Source organism: Amycolatopsis sp. 195334CR (genome assembly GCF_017309385.1).
In the GTDB taxonomy this organism is placed as follows: domain Bacteria; phylum Actinomycetota; class Actinomycetes; order Mycobacteriales; family Pseudonocardiaceae; genus Amycolatopsis.
The window spans coordinates 152979-173935 of sequence record NZ_JAFJMJ010000002.1 but is presented as its reverse complement, the minus strand read 5'-3'; the positions used below and the strand labels follow the sequence as shown (position 1 = coordinate 173935).

Sequence of the window (20957 nt, the reverse complement as noted above, 5' to 3'; positions counted from 1 at the left end):
GAGCGCGATTTCCGGTTCCGAGCTTCGAACCACTCCCAAGTCTAGCCCCTGGCCCTTCAGTCGGCGGAACCGGTTGTGGCCGGACGCGGAGTTGAGTCCTGATCGAGTCCTGTCCGCTCGGCTTCCGGAGCCTCCGGAGCCTCGGCGGGCACCTCTTCCTCGACCTCCTCGGCGGCCTCCGGGGCGGAGTCGCTCCGGATGTCGATCCGCCACCCGGTCAGCCGCGCGGCGAGGCGGGCGTTCTGCCCCTCCTTGCCGATGGCCAGCGACAACTGGAAGTCCGGGACCACCACGCGCGCGGTCTTGGCCCGTTCGTCCACCACCCGGACAGAGACAACCTTCGCCGGCGACAGCGCATTCCCGACGAAGCGAGCCGGGTCCTCGGAGTGGTCGATGATGTCGATCTTCTCGCCGGCCAGTTCGCTCATGACATTGCGCACACGGGCGCCGACGGGGCCGATGCAGGCCCCCTTGGCGTTCACCCCGGGCACCGTGGAGCGGACCGCGATCTTCGACCGGTGACCTGGCTCACGTGCCACCGCGGCGATCTCCACCGTGCCGTCGGCGATCTCCGGCACCTCGAGCGCGAAGAGCTTGCGCACCAGGTTCGGGTGGCTGCGCGAGAGCATGATCTGCGGGCCCCGCGCGCTGCGGGAGACCGCGTAGACGTAGGCCTTGATCCGGCTGCCGTGCTGGTAGGACTCCCCGGCCACCTGCTCGGCCTGCGGCAGCACGCCCTCGGTGCCGCCGATCTGCACCACCACCATGCCGCGGGCGTTGGCCCGCGCGTCGCGCTGGATCACCCCGGCGACGATCTCGCCCTCCTTGGTGGCGAACTCGCCGAAGGTCTTCTCGTGCTCGGCGTCGCGCAGCCGCTGCAGGATGACCTGCCGGGCGGTGGTGGCGGCGATCCGGCCGAAGCCCTCGGGGGTGTCGTCCCACTCCTCGTCCACCTGGCCGCTGTCGTCCAGGGTGTGCGCCAGCACGCGCACGTACCCGGTCTTGCGGTCGATGTCGATCCTGGCGTGCGGCTGGTGCCCGTCGGTGTGCTTGTAGGCGGTCAGCAAGGCGGTCTCGATCGCCTCCAGCACGGTGTCGAAGGGGATGTCCTTGTCCCGCTCGATCGCACGCAGCGCCGCGATGTCGACGTTCACTTCGACTCCTCCTCCGTAATGTCGTTCTCGAGCAGCCGCAGCTCCTCGGCCGGCGGTTGCCGGAACTCGATCTCGATCACCGCTTTGGCGATCTCGGCGTACCGGACCGTGCGCAGCTGCCCGTCGACGAGCACGCGCGCGCCGTCCTCGTCGCAGTTCCCCACCCGGCCGACGAAGCCGGCCCCCTCGGCCGGGGTGACCCGGACCTGGCGGAACTTCGCGCGGCGCCAGTGCCGCGGCTTGCTCAGCGGGCGATCCACCCCCGGTGAGGTGACTTCGAGCGTGTACGCGCCGGCCAGCACGTGCTCCTGCTCGTCCAGCACGGCCGAAACGGTCCGGCTGACCTCGGCCACCTCATCCAACCCCACGCCGTCCTCGCCGTCGACGACGACCTTGACCAGCTTGCGTCGGCCCGCCTGCTGCACCTCGAGGGCATCGAGCTCGAAACCCGCGCCCGAAACGGCTTCGGCCACGATCGGCTCGAGCCGCCCGGCGAGTTCTCCTGCCACCTTGGCGCTCTCCTGTTCGGCTGTTCGGCTCAGTGATGGTCCAGCTTATCCGGTGCGCCGTCAGGCACGCATGAGCGCGGTCGGCATCGGCGTGCTGGCAGGATGGGGCGTCGTGAGATCAAGACGGACACCACTGAGCCGGCGGAGCGTGCTGCGCGCGGGCGTGTTCCTCGGCGGCGCCGCCGCGACCCTGCCGCTGGCCGCGGCGTGCGGCCCCGGCTACGAAACCGCGCCCGACGAGCTGGCCCCGCTGCTGGCGCGGGCCCGTGCCGACGCCACCGCCGCCACCGCGCTGGCCTCGGGCGGGGGTGAGGGCGCCGAACTGGCCAAGCAGGTCGCCGCGGTGCGCACCGCGCAGGCGGACGCCCTGCAGTCCGAAGTGGATCGGCTCAACCGGCCCAAGTCGGCCACCACGCCCGACAGCGGGCAGGCCGCCGGGCTCGACGCGCTCAAGGAACGGCTGGCGCAGGCACGCAAGCAGGCCGAGGACCTGGTGCCGACGCTGCCGCGGAACCGCGCCGCGCTGGCCGGTTCGGTGGCCGCGGGCTGCGCCGCGGTGCAGCAGCTGTCGCCGTCGCTGGGCGCGGGTGCCGCCGGGGACGACGTCGAGCCGCCGCAGACCGGGCAGCTGCCGCCGGAGTCGGTGACCGCGGTGCAGGACGCGCTGTCGGCCGAGCACGCCGCGGTGTGGGTGTACGGCCTGGTCACCGCGTTCCTGCCGAACGACTTCCGCAGCGGTACGGAGAACGGCGCGAGCGCGCACCGCGACCGCCGGGACGCCTGCGAGCGGATGCTGACCGCGGCCGGGGCGACCCCGGTGCCGACCGAGCCCGCGTACCTGCCGCCGAAGCCGGTGACCGACGCGAAGTCGGCGATGGCGCTGGTCGCCACCGCCGAGTCGGACGCGGCGGCCGCTTGGCGAGGCGTGCTCGAACGCACCGACGACACGACGCTGCGCACGGTGGCGCTGCGGGCGCTGGTCGGCTCGGCGACGCGCGGCACCTCGTGGCGCAAGGAAGCGGGCGAATCCCCCGCGGCGGTGGCGCTGCCGGGGACCTGACGGCCTAGGTTCCCGGGCGCAGGGCCTCCGACAGCCGCAGCGCGTCGGCGGTGACGCGCTTGAGCAGCGGGTCGTCCTTGTGCTTGTCGTAGAAGTCGCCTTCGACGATGGTCACGTCGGCGCCGGCCACCTTGGAGTCGTAGTTGCCCTTGGCCACCTCGGGTGCCTTGGGCAGCTTCGCGGTGCCGTCGCGGAGCAGGTCGTTGATGTTCCCGGTGTTGTCGGTGTCGGTGACCGCCTTGAGCTGGGCGGCCAGCTCCGGGTCGGGCATGGTGACCAGCACCACCGAGACCAGCGCCCGCGCGCCCTCGCCGGCGTTGGTCACGTACAGCGCGCGCACCACCCGCTGGCACGGGTGCTCGGCGAACCACCGCTTGATCTCGCCGTAGGCGTTGCCGGCGCAGTCGGTGCTGGTCACCGGGCCCGCCACGCGCTCGTACTTGAACTCACCGGAGACCAGCGGGTCCGGCTGGGCCTGGACCTCGGGCTCGGCCTCGTACCGGATCAGCCACCAGACCAGCCCGGACACCAGCGCGACGAGCACCAGGCCGAGGCCCTTGAACACGGGACCGCCGACCAGCGAACCGGACGCTCCAGACAACCCGGGCGACCCGGCCCGCGGCGGCGGCCCGGACTGGCGGACGCGGGGTAACGGCGCGGTGTCGCCCGCGGCGTCACCACCGGGGTAGGAGAAGTTGGCACCAACCACGAGGTGTCACGGTAACCGACGCCCCGCTCCCATGGTCACTCGAACGTGCGCAGCGCCTCCAGCACCAGCTCACAGTCCTCCTCGGAGTTGTAGAGGTGGAAGCCGAGCCGCGTCCGCCCGGCGCGCTTGCTGCACACCACGCCGGCCTCGGTGAGCAGGGCGGGGGCCTCCGGCTGGGGCAGCGAGACGATCGCGCTCCCCCGCTCCGGCAGGCCGAGCCCGGCCAGCACCGAGTCGGCCAGCTTCACGCAGTGCGCCCGCACCTGCTCCAGGTCCAGCGAGGCGAGGTAGGGCAGGGTGACCGCGGCACCGACGTGCGAGAGCCAGGTGGGCGACAGGTCCAGCGAGCGCGGGCCGTCGGCCAGGCGCATCGGCAGGCCGTAGACGGTGTCCCACGGGTTGTCGCCCGCGTACCAGTTCGCGCCGTGCGGGACCGTGCGCTCCAGCGCGCGCGGGTGCACCGCGATCCAGGCGGCGCCGCGCGGCGCGAGCAGGAACTTGTAGCAGGCCGAGACCACCCAGTCCGCCCAGCCGAGGTCGAGCGGCTGCCAGCCGATGGCCTGCGTCGCGTCGAGCAGCACCGGGACGCCGGTGGCGCGCAGCGCGTCGAGATCGGCGTAGCGGCCGTCGGCGGACTGGACCACGCTCACCGCGACGAGGTCGTGGCCCGCCGCGCGGTCCGCGAGGTCGGCCAGCGGCGCCTCGGTGACGGTCACGCCACGCCGAGCCTGCACCGCGAAGGGGAAGGTGACGCTGGTGAAGTCGCCCTCGGCGACGAGCACCTTCGCCCCGTCGGGCAGTCCGGCGGCGACCATCGAGATCAGCTGCGAGACCGTGGCGCCGGTGCCGACCCGGTCGGCGCCGACGCCGATCAGCTTCGCGAACCCCTCGCGCGACGCCGCCACCACCGCGTCGAAGTCCGGCGGCCGGTCCGCGCCGCTGCGCCAGCGGGCCACGGCTTCGGCCACCGCGTCGGCGGCCGAAGCCGGGGGAACCCCGATGCTCGGCGTGTTCAGGTACCCGGCCGGAACCGCGAACTCTTCCCCGAAAGCTGTGCGCATGCCCCCAATCTAGCCACGCTCGAGGAACGGCCCGAGCAGTTCGGGAACGGCCTCGTCGGCGAAGGCGAGGCCCTCGCTCTCGGCCGCGTCGAGCACGTCGTAACCGCCCGTGCCGGCGGCCGTGGTCGCGGTCAGCGTGATCAACCCGGCGCGCCGCTGGAAGATCGACTGCTTGACCGTCCAGCCGATCACGCCCTCGCGCTGCAGCGCCACCGTGGCCCGCCGCACCGACCCCGCCCTGGCCACCAGGTAGTCGCCGGACAGCGCGTGGCCGAGCGACCGGTAGGCGTCGACGGCCAGCACCACCGCGATCGGCAGGCCGATCACCGCGGCGATCCACGCGATGTGCAGCAGCACGTCGGTGAGCAGCAACCCGAGCCCGGCCAGGATGGCGACCGGCAGCACCACGGCCCCGATCGACCACCGCAGCCGCCGGCCGCGCGCGGCGACCGGGTGCCCGATCAGTCGGGCCGCTTCCGTCGGCGACTTCCCCTCCCGCAGCACCACCGCGGCGATGTGGTCGGCGAGTTCCTTGGGCGCGGCGGGCAGCAGCGTCTTGTTGTCGGTCTTGTCGTCCTCCTGGCGCTGCACCATGCCGGTGGCCACGGCGTCCACCCTGGCCGCGCCGGCCAGCCGGACGCCGAGCGGTTCGACCACCTCGACCCCGCGCAGCCGCCGCTCCTCCAGGGAGATCGAGCGCGTGGTCAGCAGCCCGCGCCGGACGCGCAGCGTGCCGCCGGGTTCGCGTTCGAGGTGGTAGTTCCACCACATCTCGACGAACAACGCCAGCGACCCGACGAAACCGGCCACCAGCAGGATGGCCGCGAGCACCAGGATCGCCAGCACCAGCGGGAAACCCTCGAACAGGTCGATCATCCAGCGGACGAACCCGTCCTGGACGCCGATCCAGTCCGACACCTGCATCACCGCGCCACCGGCGGCCAGCCCCAGCGCGGGCACCAGGAAGGAGATCGGCGCGTACCGGATCCACGCCGGGTCGAGCCGGGCGAGCGTGCCGTCCACCCCGGGTCGTGCGTCCACTGTGGACTCACGGGCCAGCAGTTCCCGGCGCAGCCGGTCGCCCTCGGCCTTGGTCACCGGGTTCAGCACCAGCGTGCTCTCCCCGCCCTGCCGCTGCTCGCCGGTGCCGATCTTGACCGAGACCAGCCCGAAGACCCGCAGCAGCGGGTTCGCGGTCAGGTCCACGTTGCGGATGCGCTCCCTGGCCAGCGACCGGCGCTTCACCAGCAGCAGCCCGGTGTGCAGTTCGGCGCGCTCCGGCCCGACCCGGTAGCGCGTCTTGAGCCAGCGCAGGTAGTCCGACGCGGTGCCGCCGAGGATCAGCAGCGCGGCGCCGGGCAGCACCCACGCCAGCGCGACGCCGAGCCCGTTGCCCGACGCGATCCCGATCGTGGTCGGCACCCCCGCGCCGACGGCGATCCCGGCCAGCACCAGCGCGCTCACGTAGATCGTGCGGCGGTCGAGCTTGCGCCACCCCTCGGCGGCTTCCCCCGGTGCGGTCATGTCGCGTCACCCGGCGTGGCCTGGGTGGTCTCGGTGAGCTGCTGGGCCAGGTCCGCGGCCAGTTCGTGGTCCAGCCCCTCGATCTTGATCGGCCCCTTCGACGACGCCGTGGTCACCGTGACCGTGGCCAGCTTGAAGCCCTGCTCCAGCGGGCCGCGCACGGTGTCCACGGTCTGGATGCGCGACATCGGCGCCACCCGCCACTCCTGCCAGAAGAAGCCGGTCCGCACGTAGACCGCGGTGTCGGTGACCTCCCACCGGTGCACCCGGTACCACCACAACGGCATCAGCGCCACGAACGGCAGCGCGATCACCACCAGCACCACCGCGGGCAGCAGCAGCCAGAACCGCGCCCCGCTGATCAGCAGCCCCAGCACCACCAGCACGACCACCGGCACGGCGAAGGTCAGCGCCCACTGCGCCCGCCACCAGCCGACCACCCGTGGGTTCAGTTCATTGCTCGGCGGCCGCAGCCGCACCGTCCCCGACATGGAATTTCCCCTGTCCCCATGTTTACAATGCGATCGCATGGTAAACGAGGGGCGGGCGGCCGGGCAACGCGGCCACCGGCGAGCGGCAGGGGGCGTGGTTTGCCGAAGAAGGTGGACCAGGACGAGCGGCGGCAGCGGATCGCGAAGGCGCTGGTGCGCCTGGCGACCGAGCGCGGGCTGGAGGCGGTGAGCCTGCGGCAGGTGGCCGGCGAGGCCGGGCTGTCCATGGGCGCGGTGCAGCACTACTTCCGCACCAAGGACGAGATGCTGCTCTACGCGCTGCAGTACCAGAGCGCCGAACGCGACCGGCGGATCACCGCGCGGGTGCTGGCCATCGCCGAGCACCCGTCCCCCAAGGACATCCTGCGCACCTGCCTGGCCGAACTGCTGCCGGTGGACGAGGTGACCCGCGCCGAGCAGCTGATCGAGACCGCCTTCTTCATCCGCGCGCTGGCCGAGCCGGAGATGCGCCAGGTGATGATCGAGGGCACGCCGAAGCTGATCGACTTCTTCGCCGGGCTGCTGCGGACCGCGCAGGCCGCCGGGGACGTGGCCGCCGACCGCGACCCGGTGCAGGAGGCGCACCTGCTCTGGAGCATGGCCGATTCCCTGCGCACCTCGGTGATCATGGAGGAACGCCCGGCCGATGAGGTCCTGGGCACCATCGACTACCACCTCGACCGGCTGTTCCGGCCGCGCCCGAAGCTCGCCGTCGTGGTGGTGGACTGCCCCGATCCACGGGCCCTCGCGCCGTTCTACGAAGCGCTGCTGGCCGCGGAACGCACCAAGGACACCCCGGAATTCGTGGAGCTGGCGCTGGGCGGTGACCAGCCCGCGCTGGCACTGCACCGGACCGAGCGCTTCGCCCGGCCGGACTGGGTGACCGGCGAACCCGCCCAGCAGCTGCACCTCGACCTGCTGGTGGCCGATCTGGACGAAGCGGAGCGGCAGGTGCTCGCCCTCGGCGGGAAGCTGCTCGACGGGTCCGACAAGCCGATCGGGTACCGCGTGTACGCCGATCCGATCGGCCACCCGTTCTGCCTGGTCACCCCGGAAGGGCTCGGCTGATCAGCCGGCCCCGCCCGACGCGGCCGCGGCCCGCACCTGGCTCAGTTCGCGGAACACCTTGCGCAGCACCGGAACCGCCGCGCCACCGCGTTCCTCGAGCTGCCGCAGCCGGTCCTTGTGGCGCCGCCGATCACGCCCGGGGACCACGCCCTTCAGGTCCACGGCGGCCACCAGCGCGACGAGCGCGGCGTCCTCGCGCGGAATGCGCGACACCGGCGCGTCGCCCCGGAGCGCTTTGTCGACAGTGTGGTGCAGGCCGGTCGCGGGTGCGGGGTTCCGGAGGGTGATGCGTCGCCGTCCGAAGAAGCGCGAGCGCTCCACCTTGATCAGGTGCGCGTCGGAAAGCTGTTCCTCCACCGATTCCAGGGCGCGCCGGTGGTCCTTGCGCACCCAGTGGCGCCACTTGCGCGGACCGCTCTCGACGATCTGGCCGAGCACCTCGTCGAGCACGGGGTCCCCGGTGGAACCACCGGGCACCGCGCCCGCCTGCCCGTCGTGGTCGGCCAACCGGCCCCGCAGCAACAGATCGGTCAACGCGGCGGCGCGGACCAGGTACCCCACGCGCTGCCGGTCCGGCACCCGGCCGTCACGCCACGCCAGCAGATAGGCCTTCGCCGGTAACGAATACTCGGCCGTGTCGGTCATTGCCTCCTCATTCCCGGCCACAATTCGGCCCACGAGCCCCGTCGTCCCTCGAACAACCACACCAGTATCCGCGTTGCCCGCCGTGGACGCGTTCGGTTCACCGCGCGTCCCTGACCGTCAGCACGCGCCGGGTGACCGTCCACAGCAGACCGACCCAGGCCGCCATCACCAGCCCGGCCGCCCACAGGGGCAGGTTGTTCGCACCGTTGCCGGTGAAGGCGTCCGCGGTGGCCGACGGCAGGAACCGCAGCACGTAGGTGTGCACCCACTCGGGCAGCATCGGGCCGAGGATGGCAGGCAGGTAGACCAGGCCGAGCAGGGTGGCGATGGCCCCGGCGGCACTGCGCAGCAACACCGCCACCAGCACGCCGAGCAGGCTGAACAACATCATCTGCAGAACCCAGCCGAGCAGGATCCGGAGCACGCCGGGATCACCGATACCCGCGCTCGGCACCCCGGCGCCGGCGAAGACGCCCTGGCTCACGCCGAACGCGGCCAGCACGCAGACCAGTCCGCCGACCGCGGCGACCGCGACGGCCACCAGCACCTTGGCGGCCAGGAACCGCCCGCGCCGGGCGGTGATCGCCAGCGAGACGGTGATCATCCGGCTGGCGAACTCGGGTGCGGTGGCGTTGACCGCGAGCACGATGAACGGGATCAACGCCAGGCCGAGCGCGAACAACCCGCTGCCGACCGGGTCGAAGGCGAGCTTCTCGGGCGGGCTGAGCGCATCGTGCCCGGAGGCGACCGCGGTGGCGAACAACGCGGTCAGCCCGGTCGCCAGCACCACCGCCAGCGCCAGGGCCAGCCAGGTGGACCGGACCGAACGCAGTTTGGTCCACTCGCTGGCGATCGTCGCACCCAGTCGCGGGGTCATGCCTTGTTCCCTTCTTGAGCCAGTGCCCGTGCGGTCTCGGCGACCTCGGCGGAGTACTGCGCGGAACCCGCGGTCAGTTCCAGGAACGCGGCCTCCAGACTGGCGCGGACGGTGGTCAGTTCGTGCACGGCGATGTGCTGGGCGAGCGCGAAGTCGCCGATCCACGGCGCGTCGAGCCCGGTCACCAGCAGGTCGCCGTCCGGCTCGCGGCGGACCCGGCCGCCGTGCTCGCCGAGCAGTCCGCCCAGCCGCGCGGCTTCCGGGCTCCGCACGCGCACGTGGGCGTGCGCGCTGCGCGAAGTCAGCTCGGTGATCGGCAGGTCGGCGATCAGCTTGCCGCGCCCGATCACCAGCACGTGGTCGGCGGTCTCCTCCATCTCGTTCATCAGGTGGCTGGAGACGAAGACCGTGCGCCCCTGGGCCGCCAGGTCCCGCATCAGCGTGCGGATCCACTGGATGCCCTCGGGATCGAGGCCGTTGACCGGTTCGTCGAACAGCAGCGTGGCCGGGTCGCCCAGCAGCGCGCCGGCGATGCCGAGGCGCTGGGCCATGCCGAGCGAGAAGTCCCCGGCCCGCTTGCCCGCCACCGCGCCGAGGCCGACCTGGTCGAGCACCTCGTCCACCCGGCGCACCGGGATGCCGCCCGCCTGCGCCATCCACTTCAGGTGCGCGTGCGCACTGCGTCCACTGTGGACGGCCTTGGCGTCGAGCACGGCACCGACCTCCCGCGGTGGCGCCGGGAGGTCCACATAGGACCGGCCGCAGATGGTCACCGTGCCGCGGCTGGGCCGGTCGAGGCCGAGCACCATCCGCATGGTGGTGGACTTCCCGGCCCCGTTCGGGCCGAGGAAGCCGGTGACCACCCCGGGCCGGACGTCGAACGACAGGCCGTCCACCGCGGTCGTGCCGCCGAAGGTCTTGACGAGTTCCCTCACTTCGATCACCCGCTCAGCAGACCGCGTGACGGGGTTGTCCCGATACGGCGCTTGGCGGGCAACCGGATCAACTTTCGTTGATCGGCCGGTAGCCGAAGGCGGGCAGCGGGCCGGTGCGGTGCTCGCTACCGTGAGCGGGTGCGCCAGCCGAGCAAATCCGACCTGATCGCGCTTTCGGTCACCGCGCTGGCCCTGTCCGCGCTGGACGTGACGCTCTACTCGGCCGGGCAGCGGAGCAGCGGCTGGGCCGGACCGCAGGCGTGGCTGGTGCTCCAGCTGGTGCTCGACCTGTCGCTGCTGGTGGTGTGGCGGTTCCCGCGCACGGTGTTCGGCCTCGTGGTGGCCGGGGCGCTGGCGATGCTGGCGGCCGACCTGTTCGCGCCGGGCCTGCTGTCCCCGGTCGACCCGCTGACCCTGGCCACCGTGCCCACCATCACCCCGGTGCTGGTGGTGGCGATGATCCGGATCCTGGCTCGGCCGGTGGCGCTGACGCTGGTCGGGCTGCTGGCCGTGGTGGCCACCCGGCCGTGGGCACCGAGCTGGGACGTCCTGCCGTTCGGGCTGGTCAACACGGTGCTGCCGGCCCTGCTGATCCTGTACGTGGACGCGCGCAAGCAGTTGCTCCAGTCGCTGCGGGACCGGGCCGAGCGCGCGGAACGGGAGCAGTCGCTGCTGGCGGAACAGGCCCGGGCGCAGGAACGGCGGCGGCTGGCGGCCGAGATGCACGACGTGGTGACCCACCAGCTGAGCCTGATGGTGTTGCACGCCGGCGCGCTCGGGGTCAGTTCGGCGGAGGCGTCGGTGCGCGCGGCCGCCGAGGACATCCGCGCCGCGGGCACCAGAGCGCTCGACGAACTGCGGGACCTCGTCGGGGTGCTCCGCACCAACCAGTCCGAAATGGACCGGAAGGGCGAGGAGCGCGTCGACGCGGCGGCCGACATCGCCGCGCTGGAGGTACTCGCGGCGGAGTCGGCCTCGGTCGGTGTCGTGGTCCGGCTCGATCTCGACGGTGATCCCGCGTTGTTGTCGCCGACGATTTCCCGTACCGCGCACCGGATCGTGCAGGAGGCGCTGACCAACGTGCGCAAGCACGCGCCGGGCGCGGTGGTGGACGCCGAACTCCGGTACGGCGGGGACGGGGTCCGGATCAGGGTGCGCAACGGCCCGGCCGCGGCCCGGCCGGATCCGGTGCTCGCCGAAAGCGGTTCGGGGGCGGGGCTGGCCGGGTTGCGGCAGCGGGCGGACCTGCTCGGCGGCTCGCTGCGGGCGGGGCCGGTGACGGGCGGCGGCTTCGAACTCGGTGCGATACTGCCCGCGTACGTTCCCACGGCAGAGAGTTCACGGGATGATCCGGGTAGTCGTCGTCGATGACGAGCCGATGGTGTGCGCGCACCTGAAGACGATCCTGTCCTCGGCCGCGGACATCGAGGTCGCCGGTTCGGCCGGGGACGGCGCGGAGGCGGTGGAGGCGGTCGTCCGCCACCGGCCGCGGGTGGTGCTGATGGACCTGCGCATGCCCGGCGTCGACGGCTTGACCGCGATCGAGCGCATCGCCGAGCTGCCCGACCCGCCCGCCGTGGTCGCGCTGACCACCTTCGACGCGGACAGCTACGTCATCCGCGCGCTGCGTGCCGGGGCGGCCGGGTTCCTGGTGAAGTCGACCCCGCCGGAGGACCTGATCGGCCTGGTCCGGGTGGCCGCCGACGGGCACACCGTGCTGTCCCCGGAAGCCGCCCGGCGGCTGGTGGCCGCGTCGGCCGGGGAGCAGCACCGCGCCGAACGGGCGCGCGAGCGGATCTCGGGCCTGTCCGAGCGGGAGGTCCAGGTGCTCGGCTGCCTCGGCTCCGGACTGTCCAATGCGGACATCGGCAAACGCCTCCACCTCTCCGAGGCGACGGTGAAGAGCTACGTGTCGCGGATGCTGGTGAAACTGGACTGCGCGAACCGGACCCAAGCGGGCCTGCTGGCCCACGAAGCCGGCCTCCTCCCCTGACCCGCTGGGCCGGGGTGCAGTGAATGTGGCTTTCACTGCGGAATGTGCTGTGAAAGCCACATTCACAGCACCGCGGCACCGCGGCACCGCGGCAGCGCGCGGCAGCGGCTCAGCGCGAGGCAGCGGCGGCCGCCTGGTCGTAGGCCTCCCGTGCCGCCATCACCCGGTCCATGTGCTGCTTCGCCCATTCCGTGAGCACCCCGAGCGGCTCCGCCAGGTCCCGCCCCAGGTCGGTCAGTTCGTACTCCACGCGCGGCGGGATCTCCGCGTACATCCGCCGCGCGAGGATGCCGTCGCGGACCAGGGCGCGCAGCGTCTGCGTCAGCATCTTCTGCGAGATGCCCGCCACCCGCTTCCCGATCTCGGTGAACCGCAGCGGCCCGTCCCCGAGCACCCCCACGATCAACACCGTCCACTGGTCACCGATGCGGTCGAGCAGCTGCCGCGTCGGGCAGTCGCGGTCGTACGGGTCCGGCAGCACGAAGGTCATACCAATACTCTCCCACAGAGAGTCACTGACTTCAAAGTCATTACTCTCCGAACGGAATCAACTGCCCACCAGCACCGTTGTCCCCGGCGAACAGGCACGACAACGAGGGAGCACAACATGACGATCGTGGTGACCGGGGCGAACGGCCAGCTGGGCCGGCTGGTGGTCGAGCACCTGCGCAAGCGGGGCGACGCGAGCGAGATCGCGGTGAGCGTCCGCGAACCGGCCAAGGCGCAGGACCTGGGCGTCGAGGTCCGGCAGGGCGACTTCGACCGCCCGGAGACGCTGGACTTCACCGGGGCCGAGAAACTGCTGATCATCTCCACCGGCGACGCCTCCGACCACCGCGTCACCCAGCACGGCAACGCCATCGAGGCGGCCAAGCGCGCCGGGGTGCGGCACGTCTTCTACACCTCGCTGACCAAGGCCGACTCCAGCAGCATGCTGCTCGCCCGCACCCACGGCCCGACCGAGGAACTGCTCAAGGCGAGCGGCCTGACCTACACCATCCTGCGCAACAACTGGTACCTGGAGAACGACCTCGGCACCATCGCCGCGGCGCTGGCGACCGGCACGGTGGCCAGCTCGGCGGGTGACGGCCGGACCGCGCCGGTGACCCGCGCCGAGTACGCCGAGGCGGCGGCCGTCGCGCTGACCACCGACGGCCACGAGAACGCGATCTACGAGCTGGGCTCCCCGGTCACCTACTCCTACGCGGACTGGGCGGCGGCGCTGAGCGAGGCCACCGGCCGCGAGATCACCTTCACCGCGCTCACCGACGCGCAGGCCGCCGAGCAGCTCACCGCGGCCGGGCTGCCCGCGCCGGTGGTCGAGGTGCTGGTCGACTCGAACCGGGGCATCGCCGGCGGTGACCTGGCGGTGGCCGCACCGGACCTGGCCAAGCTGCTCGGCCGCGAGCCGGTGACCCTGCGCGAGTGGGTGGCCGCTCAGGCCGCTTCGAGCAGCGAGGAGTAGAGCACCCGCAGGTGGCGCCGGGCGCGGGCCCAGCGCGCGTCCAGCTCGGCCTGGTCGCGGGTCGCCCAGCTGGCGATCAGGATCCCGCGCACGGTGTCCATCGCGGTGTAGACCGCGGGCAGGAACTCGGGGTGCCCGGCGTAGTCCGGCAGCAGCGCCTTGCCGAACTCGACCAGGCTGGAGGTGGCGATCGGCTCCACCGCGGACATCTGCCGCCGCAGGTCGGGGTCGGTGCGCGAGGCCACCCACAGCTCCACGGTGGCCGAGAACACCGGCCCCTGGTGCATCTCCCACATCAGCTGCAGCGCGTCCCCGACCGGATCGGCCGACGCCTTCAGCCGGTCGATCTCGGCCATCGCCACCTCGGTGCGCTTGGCCGCCAGGTGCCGGATCGCCGAGGTGACCAGATCGGCCTTGGTCGGGAAGTGGTGCACCTGCGCGCCTCGGGTCACCCCGGCGCGCTCGGCCACCCGGGTGGTGGTCGTGCCGGCGTACCCGTGCTCGACCAGGCAGTCGACGGTGGCGTCGAGCAGGCGGCGGCGCATGGCCGCGCTGCGCTCCTCCTGGGTACGGCGTTCCGCGGTCGGCATGCGGTGACTCTATGTTTTCTCCTCGGGGGACGACCCCCGGACCCCCGAACTGCCTCTAAGCGGTCGCCCCCGCGCCCAGCCCGGCGACCACCTTGGCGTGGAAGGAACCGAAGAACCAGCGGTAGAACCAGCCGGTACCGGGGATCTTCGGGGTGAATTCGCAGTGCCAGTGCAGTTCGGTGCCGCCGCCGACCGGGGTCAGCACGGCGTCCACCCGGTAGTCCCGCAACGGGAAGCCCCGTAGCAGTGTGTAGCTGAACCGGCGGTCGGGTTCCAGTTCGACGATCTGCTCGTAGCTGGCGAACGGCGGGGTGCGGAACAACCGGACCGCGCCGACGCCCTCGGGTTCGGTCTCCCCCGGCCGGTGCAGTTCGAAGGAGCCGAGCGGGGTCAGCTCCGGCCACCGCGCCCCCTCTCGCAGCACCGCGTAGAGCTGCGCGGGCGTGACGGGGAACTCGGCTCGGACGTCGATCACCTTGCGCGCCATGGGGTTCATAATGCCCGCCCGACCGCCGCGCGCGAGCGGACCCGCAGTTTCCGCAGTATCCGCGACACGTGCGTCTCCACCGTCTTCTCGCTGATCACCAGTTCCTCCGCGATCTCCCGGTTGGTGCGCCCGGCCGCCACCAGCTGCGCGATCTCGTGTTCCCGGTGGCTCAGCGTGGCGCCGGAACCGCGGGCGGGCCGCGGCACCCGGCGGCCGAACCGGCGCAGTTCGCGGACCGCGTGGTCGCGGTAGCGGTAGGCGCCCAGCGCGGCCATGTCCCGTTCGGCGCGCAGCAGTTCGGCCAGGCCGCGGGCCCGGTCGCCGTTCGCCGCCAGCGCCCGCCCGGCGACGATGCGCGCCTGTCCCGCCTGGATGCCGCAGCCCGCCGTTTCGGCCAGGCCGAGTGCGGTGAAGGCGGCGTCGGCCGCCGCGGCGAACTCCGCCGAATCCAGTCGTACCAACGCTTCGGCGTACCGCACCAGCGACTGGCGCGAGGCCAGCGGGATCCCGGCGACCGCCTCGCGGGCCTGCCCGAGCAGGTGCCCGGCCCGGTGCCGGTCCCCGGCCGCCAGCGCCGCCCTGATCAGCACCAGGTGCAACCGCGGCCACCACGGCCGGTCGACCAGTTCGAAGTTCCCGGTCGTCTCCAGCAGCACCGGTTCCACGTCGGCGAACCGGCCGGCGGCCTGCAGCGCTTCCGCGTACCCGACGCCCGCGCTGCCGATCAGTGCCGCGGCGCCGGTTTCCCGGCCGATCGCCAGCGCCTCTTCCGCCGACGCCACCGCGGTGCTCACCTCACCGCGCCACACCTGCGCGCGCACGCTCACGCACAACGCGAGCGCCGCGCCGTACCGGTTTTCCCCGGCGCGGCACACTTCGTACGCCTCGGTGGCATCCTCCAGCGCTTCCACCGGACGGCCGCGCGACGCCTGGGCGGCGGCGCGGGCGGTCGAGAGCAGGGGCGTGACCAGCGCCTGCCCGGACGACCTGGCCAGGTCGAGCCCGCGCGTGGCGTGCCGGATCGCCTCGTCCGCCCGGTCCAGGTCCTGCTCGGCCCGCGCCAGCGGCAGGCAGGTGTCGAGCCGGGCCAGCAGAACCTCGTCGGGCATGGCGTCGAAGCGCGCCGCGGCTCGTTCCGCGGTCGCGAGGGCCTCCTCGATCCGGCCCAGCGCGTACTGCCCGTGCGCCAGCAACGCGGTGGCCAGGACGTGCGCGGGCCCGTCGGCGGCGAGTGCCAGGTCCGCGTGCCGCTCGACTTCGGCGTGATCGGCGCGCATCAACGCGGTACCGGCCAGTTCGGCGTGCAGCGCGGCCCGGCACACGACCAGTTCCCTGGGCACCACGCGGAGTTCGCGGTCCAGGAGCGCCCGTGCCCGGTCGTGCCGTCCCGAAGCGCGTTCGACGAACGACCGGAAGGCGACGAGCTCCGCCCTGGCCGGGGACGGCGGGGTCAGCGCGAGCAGTTCGTCGGCCGCGCGCCTGCTCTCGTCGGTCAAGCCCGCCGCGCCCGCGCACAAAACCAGACGTGACAACAGCTCCCGGCGACGGGTCCGGTGCACCTCGCCGTTCGGCAACAGGTCCAGCGCCGCGCCGAACCAGCGAGCCGCCTCGGCGGGCAACGCCGCTTTTCCCGCTTCAGCCAACAGTTCCACCGCGGTGAGATCGCCCGCCACGGCGCTGCGCTCGACGTGCTCCGCGATGACCGCCATCCCGGCACCACGCCGGGTGAGGATCTCCGCGGCCCGGGCGTGGGCCGCCCGCCGCCAGCCCGGTCCCACCGTCTGGTGCACGGCCCGGCGCACAATCGGGTGCCGGAAGCAGAATCGCCTCCCGTCGGCGCGCACCAGTTCTACGGCGGCCAGTTCGTCGAGCGCGCGCAGGAACTCTTCGAGCGGTAATTCGGCGATTTCTGCCGCCAGACCGGCTTCGAAGGGCGTATCGGACAGCGATGCCGCCCACGCGGCGATTCGCGCCTTCGGCGACACGCCCCGCAGTTCGGCGGCGACCGCGGCGAACACGGCCTGGGGCACGCTCGTCACGCCTTCCTTGGCCAGCGCTTCGAAGTAGAACGGATTGCCGCCGGACTCGTGGTGCAGCGCCGCCACCTCCCCGTCCGGCGACAGCGCGGCGACTTCGTCGAGACTCAACGGGCCCAGCGCCAGCTCCTCGAATTCACTGCCCGGGCGGGCCGTGTCGAGCAGCAGGCGAAGCCGTTCCGGGCCACCGGCCGGACGCATCGCCCCGGCCAGCAGCAGCGGCACGTCGGGCAGCCAGCGCACGAGGTGGCCGAACAGCTCGATCGACGCGGCATCGGCCCACTGGAGATCGTCGAGCACCAGCACCAGCGGTCGCCGTGCGGCCAGGCGCGCGAGCAACGCGCTCACCGCCCAGCGCAGGTGCGCGGCGGGCGGCGTCCGGTCCCCCGGCGGGCCGAACGCGGGGAACACCGCCCGCAGTTCGTCGGCCGGGCCGAGCGCCGCGCGCCCCGATTCCCCGAGCGATCGGAGGAACGGGTCCAGCGCGTGCGCGAAAACCGCGTACGGTTCCTCGCGCTCGAACTCGGTGGCGGCACCGCGGAGAACCCGGGCGGTACCGGCGCGTTCGGCGAGTTCGATGAGCATCCGGGTCTTGCCGATGCCCGGTTCGCCGGTGAGCACCAGTGCGCCCGGCCGCCCGCCGGCCAGCGCGGCCAGCAGGCGGTCCAGCACCGCGAGTTCGGCCGCCCGGCCCGGCAGCGGTCTTCGCACGTCCATCCGGTCATGGTCAGGCACCACCCGGTGCACCGGAAGCGGGATGCGGGAATCCCCCGATACCGGATGAGTCCGGTGATGCGGAAGGTGGAGATCGCAAATGGCTTCCGCACGAGGTGTTCCCCATGTCGGCAACTCCGTTACCACTGGACGGCGGCGGTACCCGGCACCGGGTCACCGGTGTGCGCGGTGCGCTCACCACCGCCGTGGTGCGGCTGACCCCGGCCGACCGCCAGCTGCTGAGCCGGCTCGCGGTGTTCCCCGGCCTGTTCACCACCGCCGCCGTGCGGGAGCTGACCGACGGCCCGGATCCGGCCCCGGCCCTGGCGCGGCTGACCGGGGCCGCGCTGGTGGTGCGCTGCGGTACGCGGTTCCGGTTGCTGCGCGTGGTGCGCGAGTACTTCGCCGCCGAACCGGTCGCACCCGCGGCCACGGTCTCCGGCGCGGACCGCGAACGGCTCGACCACCTGCTGAACCTGAGCGCCGTCGCCAGGTTCGCCGGCGAGCACGAACGCGCCGCCGACCGGCTGATCGAGGCATTGGCGATCTGCGCCCGGTGCGCTGACGTCCGCAACGCCGGAATCGTGCTCGACGCCCTCGGTGACGCCGCGCTCGAACTCGGCGACTACGCCGCCGCGTTCGCCAGGCACACGCAGAGCAGGCGGCTGGCGATGCGCCTGGCCGACCCGCTGTGGACCGCCGAATCGCTGAACCGGCTCGGCCTGATCTCCTGGCTGCGCGGGGATTTCGGCGCCACGCGCATGCTGTGCGCCGGGGCCGTGGCGATTTCGAAGGCGCAGTCCGGCACCCGGGCGCGGCGGGCGCAGTCGCGGGCCGTGCTCGGGCTGGGTGTGGTGGCGCTCCACCGCGGTGACCACGCGACGGCCCGCGCGCTGCTCTCGCAGAGCTTCGCCGCCGCCGACCGGGTGGCCTGGCGCGACGGCAAGGCGTGGGCGCTCGGCCAGCTCGGCCTGCTCTCGCTGCACGAAGGCGACACCACGGCGGCACGGCGGTACCTGCGAGCGAGCCTGCGCAACCACCATTCGCTCAACGCCCGGTGGCGGATCGCCAGCCAGCTGGAGGCGCTGGCCGCGGTCGCGCTGGCGTCTCGGGAGGCCGAACACGCGGTGCGCCTGCTCGGTGCCGCCGCCGAACTGCGCATGCTGACCGGCGCGCGCGTGCCGCCGGTGGAACGCGCCGCCCGGGAGCGGACGCTGGCCGCCGCGCGCAACGCCGTGCCGCGGGCGCGTTTCGCGCAGTTGTGGTCCGGGGTCACCACCGAGCAGGTGATCCACGGGGAACTCGACGAGCAGCCCCCGGCCGCGCGGGTGGTGGATCCGCCGCTGCGGGTGTTCGCCTTCGGCCGGGCCGAGGTGTTCCTCGGTTCCGAACCGCTGCTCCCCGCCGACTGGACCTTCGCCAAACCCCGTGAGCTGCTGTACTTCCTGCTCACCGAGACCGACTGCACCAAGCACCGGATCGGGCGCGCGCTGTGGCCGTGGTCCACCGACGCCCAGGTGCGCAATAACTTCCACACCACCCTGCACCACCTGCGCCGCGCGCTGCGGCAGCCGGGCTGGGTGACCTACGCGAACGGGCGCTACCGCTTCGACCGGGAGGCGGGCTGCGACTTCGACGTCGACCGGTTCCGCAACGCCCTGCGCGACACCGAGCTGGCCCCGGCGAAGTGGCTGACCACCGCGGTCGAGGTCTACCGGGGCGACTTCCTCGACGGTGTTCCCGGTGAGCACTGGATCACCGAGCGTCGCGCGGCACTGCGCGAGGACTACGACCGCGCGGTGAAAACCCTGGAGGTGCTCCGGCGTCGGCCATAATCGGCGCATGCGGGTACTGGGTGGACTGCTGGTCCTGGTGTTGCTGGCGGGGTCGGTCACCCCGGCCGCCGCGGCGGGAGCCGCGTTCGAGCTGGCAGCCGGGGTGAGCGCGCCGATCCACTCGTACGAGGGGGCCATCCGCGAAACGGTCTGGGTCGACATCGGCACCGACCTCGACCGCGACGGCGCCGGGGACCGGATCGCCGCGGACATCATCCGCCCGGCCGAACCGGCGGCCCGCGGGCAGCGCGTGCCGGTGATCATGGACGTCAGCCCGTACTACGCGTGTTGCGGGCGCGGCAACGAGGCGCAGAAGAAGACCTACGCCCCCGACGGCACCCCGCTCGGGTTCCCGCTGTTCTACGACAACTACTTCGTGCCCCGCGGGTACGCGGTGGTGCTGGTCGACGCCGGGGGCACCAACCGGTCCCGCGGCTGCTTCGACGACGTGCCGTCCGGGCGCGGGGTGGTCGACTGGCTCAACGGCCGCGCGACCGGGTACTCCGCGGTGGAGGGCGGCACGCCGGTCGAGGCGGACTGGACCACCGGCGCGGTCGGCCTGGTGGGCAAGTCGCAGGACGGCGCGACCGCGATCGGCGTCGCCTCCACCGGGGTCGACGGCGTGCGGACCATCGTGCCGATCGCCGGGGTCAGCTCCTACTACGAGGTGCACAACTCCAACGGCGCCTGGCACGGCCCCGGCGGTGGCCCGCCGGGCCTGCTCAACCCGCGCGCCGAGGAGCTGTGCCAACCGTGGATGGCCGAGCAGGCGGAACTCGCGGGCACCGACGGCGACTACAACCGGTACTGGGAATCGCTGAACTACGTGCACCAGGCGCATCGCGTGCGCGCCAGCGTGTTCGCCGTCCAGGGCTTCACCGACCTCAACGTGCGGACCATCCAGTTCGGGCCGTGGTGGGACGCCCTCGGCGCGCACGGGGTGACCCGCAAGGCGTGGCTGCACCAGGCCGCGCACGTCGACCCGTTCGACCTCCAGCGCCCCGAGTTCGTGCACACGCTGCACCGCTGGCTGGACCGGTGGCTGCTGGACGTCCGCAACGGCATCGAGCACGAACCCGCCGTGCACCGCGAAGCCGCCGTCGACCAGTGGGTGGACGAACGCCGCTGGCCCCCGGCGAACGCCCGGCCGGTCACCCTCCGCCCGGACACCGGCGGCGGACTGGGGCGGAAGCCCGCGAACGGCGTGGAGTCCATCGTGGACGATCCGGACTTGACCGGCTACGACTGGATCCGGCAGCCCGCCGAACCCTCGACCGCGCGAGTGGTCTTCACCACCGAGCCGCTGGACCAGCCCACGTGGCTGGCGGGCACCGGCTCGGTGACGGTGAAGGTGCGGTCGAGCACCCCGCGGGCGCGGGTGGGCGCGATGCTGGTCGACTACGGCCCGGCCACCGTCCGCGCCACCTACCAGGGCGCGCCCGGCATCCGGAACCTCGAAACCCGTTCGTGCTGGGGCGAAAGCGGGCCCGGGGACTCCGCCTGCTACCTGGACACCGAAACCGCCACCGAGTCCGTCGACCACCAGCTGCTGGCCGCCGGGTGGGCGGACCTCGGGCACCACCGCACCCTCTGGCGCGGGGAGGACCTGCGGCCGGAGCGGTACTACACGATGACCTTCCCGCTCTCCACAGTGGACAAGCTGGTGCCCGCCGGGCACCGGATCGGGCTGGTGCTGGGCGGAACGGACGCGTTCTGGATCCCGACGCCGAGCCAGCGCCCGGCACTGGATATCGACCTCGGCGGCACCTCGGTGAGCGTGCCGGTCGCCGGACCAGAACAGTAG

The 20957-nt window shown here is 72.8% G+C and carries 20 protein-coding genes; 7 read left to right on the top strand and 13 right to left on the bottom strand.

The genetic code is table 11. The annotated features are described in order from the left end of the window. Positions 1-56: 56 nt before the first annotated feature. Positions 57-1154, bottom strand: coding sequence for a transcription termination factor NusA (gene nusA / locus JYK18_RS23570; RefSeq protein ID WP_206804726.1), 1098 nt, complete (start codon positions 1152-1154; stop codon positions 57-59). After that, positions 1151-1663, bottom strand: coding sequence for a ribosome maturation factor RimP (gene rimP, locus JYK18_RS23565; RefSeq protein WP_206804724.1), 513 nt, complete (start codon positions 1661-1663; stop codon positions 1151-1153). The genes nusA and rimP overlap by 4 nt, the downstream gene beginning before the upstream one ends. Before the next feature lie 112 nt (positions 1664-1775). On the opposite strand from rimP, the gene JYK18_RS23560 reads away from it, so the two are divergent. Continuing rightward, positions 1776-2723 (top strand): ferritin-like domain-containing protein, encoded by a 948-nt coding sequence (locus tag JYK18_RS23560; RefSeq protein ID WP_307796026.1) that lies wholly within the window; start codon positions 1776-1778, stop codon positions 2721-2723. Positions 2724-2727: 4 nt separating this feature from the next. Here JYK18_RS23560 and JYK18_RS23555 read toward each other — a convergent pair whose 3' ends face one another. From JYK18_RS23555 to JYK18_RS23540, 4 genes are read right to left on the bottom strand one after another with little or no spacing between them, the layout of a single operon-like run. Continuing rightward, positions 2728-3432 carry a hypothetical protein gene (locus JYK18_RS23555; RefSeq protein WP_242582019.1) on the bottom strand — a complete coding sequence of 235 codons (705 nt, stop codon included), beginning with the start codon at positions 3430-3432 and terminating at the stop codon, positions 2728-2730. Between the two features lie 35 nt (positions 3433-3467). After that, positions 3468-4493 (bottom strand): aminotransferase class V-fold PLP-dependent enzyme, encoded by a 1026-nt coding sequence (locus tag JYK18_RS23550; protein WP_206804721.1) that lies wholly within the window; start codon positions 4491-4493, stop codon positions 3468-3470. A gap of 9 nt (positions 4494-4502) precedes the next feature. Further along, entirely contained in the window at positions 4503-6017 is a 1515-nt protein-coding gene (locus JYK18_RS23545; RefSeq protein WP_206804719.1) for a PH domain-containing protein, read from the bottom strand. Beyond that, on the bottom strand, positions 6014-6508 hold the full coding sequence (locus JYK18_RS23540; RefSeq protein ID WP_206804717.1) for a PH domain-containing protein: 495 nt from the start codon (positions 6506-6508) through the stop codon (positions 6014-6016). Before JYK18_RS23540 ends, JYK18_RS23545 begins: the two co-directional genes overlap by 4 nt. 99 nt (positions 6509-6607) lie before the next feature. On the opposite strand from JYK18_RS23540, the gene JYK18_RS46830 reads away from it, so the two are divergent. Further along, positions 6608-7576 carry a VOC family protein gene (locus tag JYK18_RS46830; RefSeq protein ID WP_242582017.1) on the top strand — a complete coding sequence of 323 codons (969 nt, stop codon included), beginning with the start codon at positions 6608-6610 and terminating at the stop codon, positions 7574-7576. Here the strand turns inward: JYK18_RS46830 and JYK18_RS23525 are convergent, their stop codons facing one another. The 3 genes from JYK18_RS23525 to JYK18_RS23515 form a co-directional block, all read right to left on the bottom strand. Continuing rightward, entirely contained in the window at positions 7577-8221 is a 645-nt protein-coding gene (locus JYK18_RS23525) for a GPP34 family phosphoprotein (protein WP_206804715.1), read from the bottom strand. Positions 8222-8318: 97 nt separating this feature from the next. Beyond that, complete coding sequence (locus JYK18_RS23520) at positions 8319-9098, bottom strand: hypothetical protein (protein WP_206804713.1); 780 nt, start codon at positions 9096-9098, stop codon at positions 8319-8321. Beyond that, positions 9095-10042 carry an ABC transporter ATP-binding protein gene (locus tag JYK18_RS23515; protein ID WP_206804711.1) on the bottom strand — a complete coding sequence of 316 codons (948 nt, stop codon included), beginning with the start codon at positions 10040-10042 and terminating at the stop codon, positions 9095-9097. The genes JYK18_RS23520 and JYK18_RS23515 overlap by 4 nt, the downstream gene beginning before the upstream one ends. A 129-nt stretch (positions 10043-10171) precedes the next feature. On the opposite strand from JYK18_RS23515, the gene JYK18_RS23510 reads away from it, so the two are divergent. Both JYK18_RS23510 and JYK18_RS23505 read left to right on the top strand, forming a co-directional pair. After that, on the top strand, positions 10172-11404 hold the full coding sequence (locus JYK18_RS23510; RefSeq protein WP_206804709.1) for a sensor histidine kinase: 1233 nt from the start codon (positions 10172-10174) through the stop codon (positions 11402-11404). Beyond that, positions 11379-12026: a response regulator transcription factor gene (locus JYK18_RS23505; RefSeq protein WP_206804707.1), complete on the top strand. Its 648-nt coding sequence runs from the start codon at positions 11379-11381 to the stop codon at positions 12024-12026. The genes JYK18_RS23510 and JYK18_RS23505 overlap by 26 nt, the downstream gene beginning before the upstream one ends. 109 nt (positions 12027-12135) lie before the next feature. On the opposite strand, the gene JYK18_RS23500 is transcribed toward JYK18_RS23505, so the two are convergent. Beyond that, positions 12136-12507, bottom strand: a complete 372-nt coding sequence (locus JYK18_RS23500) for a helix-turn-helix domain-containing protein (protein WP_206808073.1) — start codon at positions 12505-12507, stop codon at positions 12136-12138. 126 nt (positions 12508-12633) lie between these two features. Between JYK18_RS23500 and JYK18_RS23495 the strand changes: the two genes are divergently transcribed. Further along, complete coding sequence (locus JYK18_RS23495; RefSeq protein WP_206804705.1) at positions 12634-13491, top strand: SDR family oxidoreductase; 858 nt, start codon at positions 12634-12636, stop codon at positions 13489-13491. Here the strand turns inward: JYK18_RS23495 and JYK18_RS23490 are convergent. The 3 genes from JYK18_RS23490 to JYK18_RS23480 form a co-directional block, all read right to left on the bottom strand. Then, entirely contained in the window at positions 13464-14036 is a 573-nt protein-coding gene (locus JYK18_RS23490; RefSeq protein ID WP_206808072.1) for a TetR/AcrR family transcriptional regulator, read from the bottom strand. The two genes, JYK18_RS23495 and JYK18_RS23490, sit on opposite strands and share 28 nt — an antisense overlap. Positions 14037-14136: 100 nt before the next feature. Then, positions 14137-14568, bottom strand: coding sequence for an SRPBCC family protein (locus tag JYK18_RS23485; RefSeq protein ID WP_206804703.1), 432 nt, complete (start codon positions 14566-14568; stop codon positions 14137-14139). A 5-nt stretch (positions 14569-14573) separates the two neighbouring features. Next, positions 14574-17321, bottom strand: coding sequence for an AAA family ATPase (locus JYK18_RS23480; RefSeq protein ID WP_206804701.1), 2748 nt, complete (start codon positions 17319-17321; stop codon positions 14574-14576). 122 nt (positions 17322-17443) lie between these two features. Here JYK18_RS23480 and JYK18_RS23475 point away from each other — a divergent pair, with 122 nt between their 5' ends. Further along, positions 17444-19153 (top strand): tetratricopeptide repeat protein, encoded by a 1710-nt coding sequence (locus JYK18_RS23475; RefSeq protein WP_206804698.1) that lies wholly within the window; start codon positions 17444-17446, stop codon positions 19151-19153. 7 nt (positions 19154-19160) lie between these two features. Next, positions 19161-20957, top strand: coding sequence for a CocE/NonD family hydrolase (locus JYK18_RS23470; RefSeq protein ID WP_206804696.1), 1797 nt, complete (start codon positions 19161-19163; stop codon positions 20955-20957).

Excerpts from the sequence above, each read along its gene's own strand:
- JYK18_RS23470 (WP_206804696.1), top strand. The coding sequence starts at position 19,161 with ATGCGGGTACTGGGTGGACTGCTGGTCCTGGTGTTGCTGGCGGGGTCG.
- JYK18_RS23525 (WP_206804715.1), bottom strand. The coding sequence starts at position 8,221 with ATGACCGACACGGCCGAGTATTCGTTACCGGCGAAGGCCTATCTGCTG.
- JYK18_RS23520 (WP_206804713.1), bottom strand. The coding sequence starts at position 9,098 with ATGACCCCGCGACTGGGTGCGACGATCGCCAGCGAGTGGACCAAACTG.
- JYK18_RS23490 (WP_206808072.1), bottom strand. The coding sequence starts at position 14,036 with ATGCGCCGCCGCCTGCTCGACGCCACCGTCGACTGCCTGGTCGAGCAC.
- JYK18_RS23495 (WP_206804705.1), top strand. The coding sequence starts at position 12,634 with ATGACGATCGTGGTGACCGGGGCGAACGGCCAGCTGGGCCGGCTGGTG.
- JYK18_RS23545 (WP_206804719.1), bottom strand. The coding sequence starts at position 6,017 with ATGACCGCACCGGGGGAAGCCGCCGAGGGGTGGCGCAAGCTCGACCGC.
- JYK18_RS23550 (WP_206804721.1), bottom strand. The coding sequence starts at position 4,493 with ATGCGCACAGCTTTCGGGGAAGAGTTCGCGGTTCCGGCCGGGTACCTG.
- JYK18_RS23480 (WP_206804701.1), bottom strand. The coding sequence starts at position 17,321 with ATGGACGTGCGAAGACCGCTGCCGGGCCGGGCGGCCGAACTCGCGGTG.
- JYK18_RS23485 (WP_206804703.1), bottom strand. The coding sequence starts at position 14,568 with ATGGCGCGCAAGGTGATCGACGTCCGAGCCGAGTTCCCCGTCACGCCC.
- JYK18_RS23505 (WP_206804707.1), top strand. The coding sequence starts at position 11,379 with ATGATCCGGGTAGTCGTCGTCGATGACGAGCCGATGGTGTGCGCGCAC.
- JYK18_RS23475 (WP_206804698.1), top strand. The coding sequence starts at position 17,444 with ATGTCGGCAACTCCGTTACCACTGGACGGCGGCGGTACCCGGCACCGG.
- JYK18_RS23540 (WP_206804717.1), bottom strand. The coding sequence starts at position 6,508 with ATGTCGGGGACGGTGCGGCTGCGGCCGCCGAGCAATGAACTGAACCCA.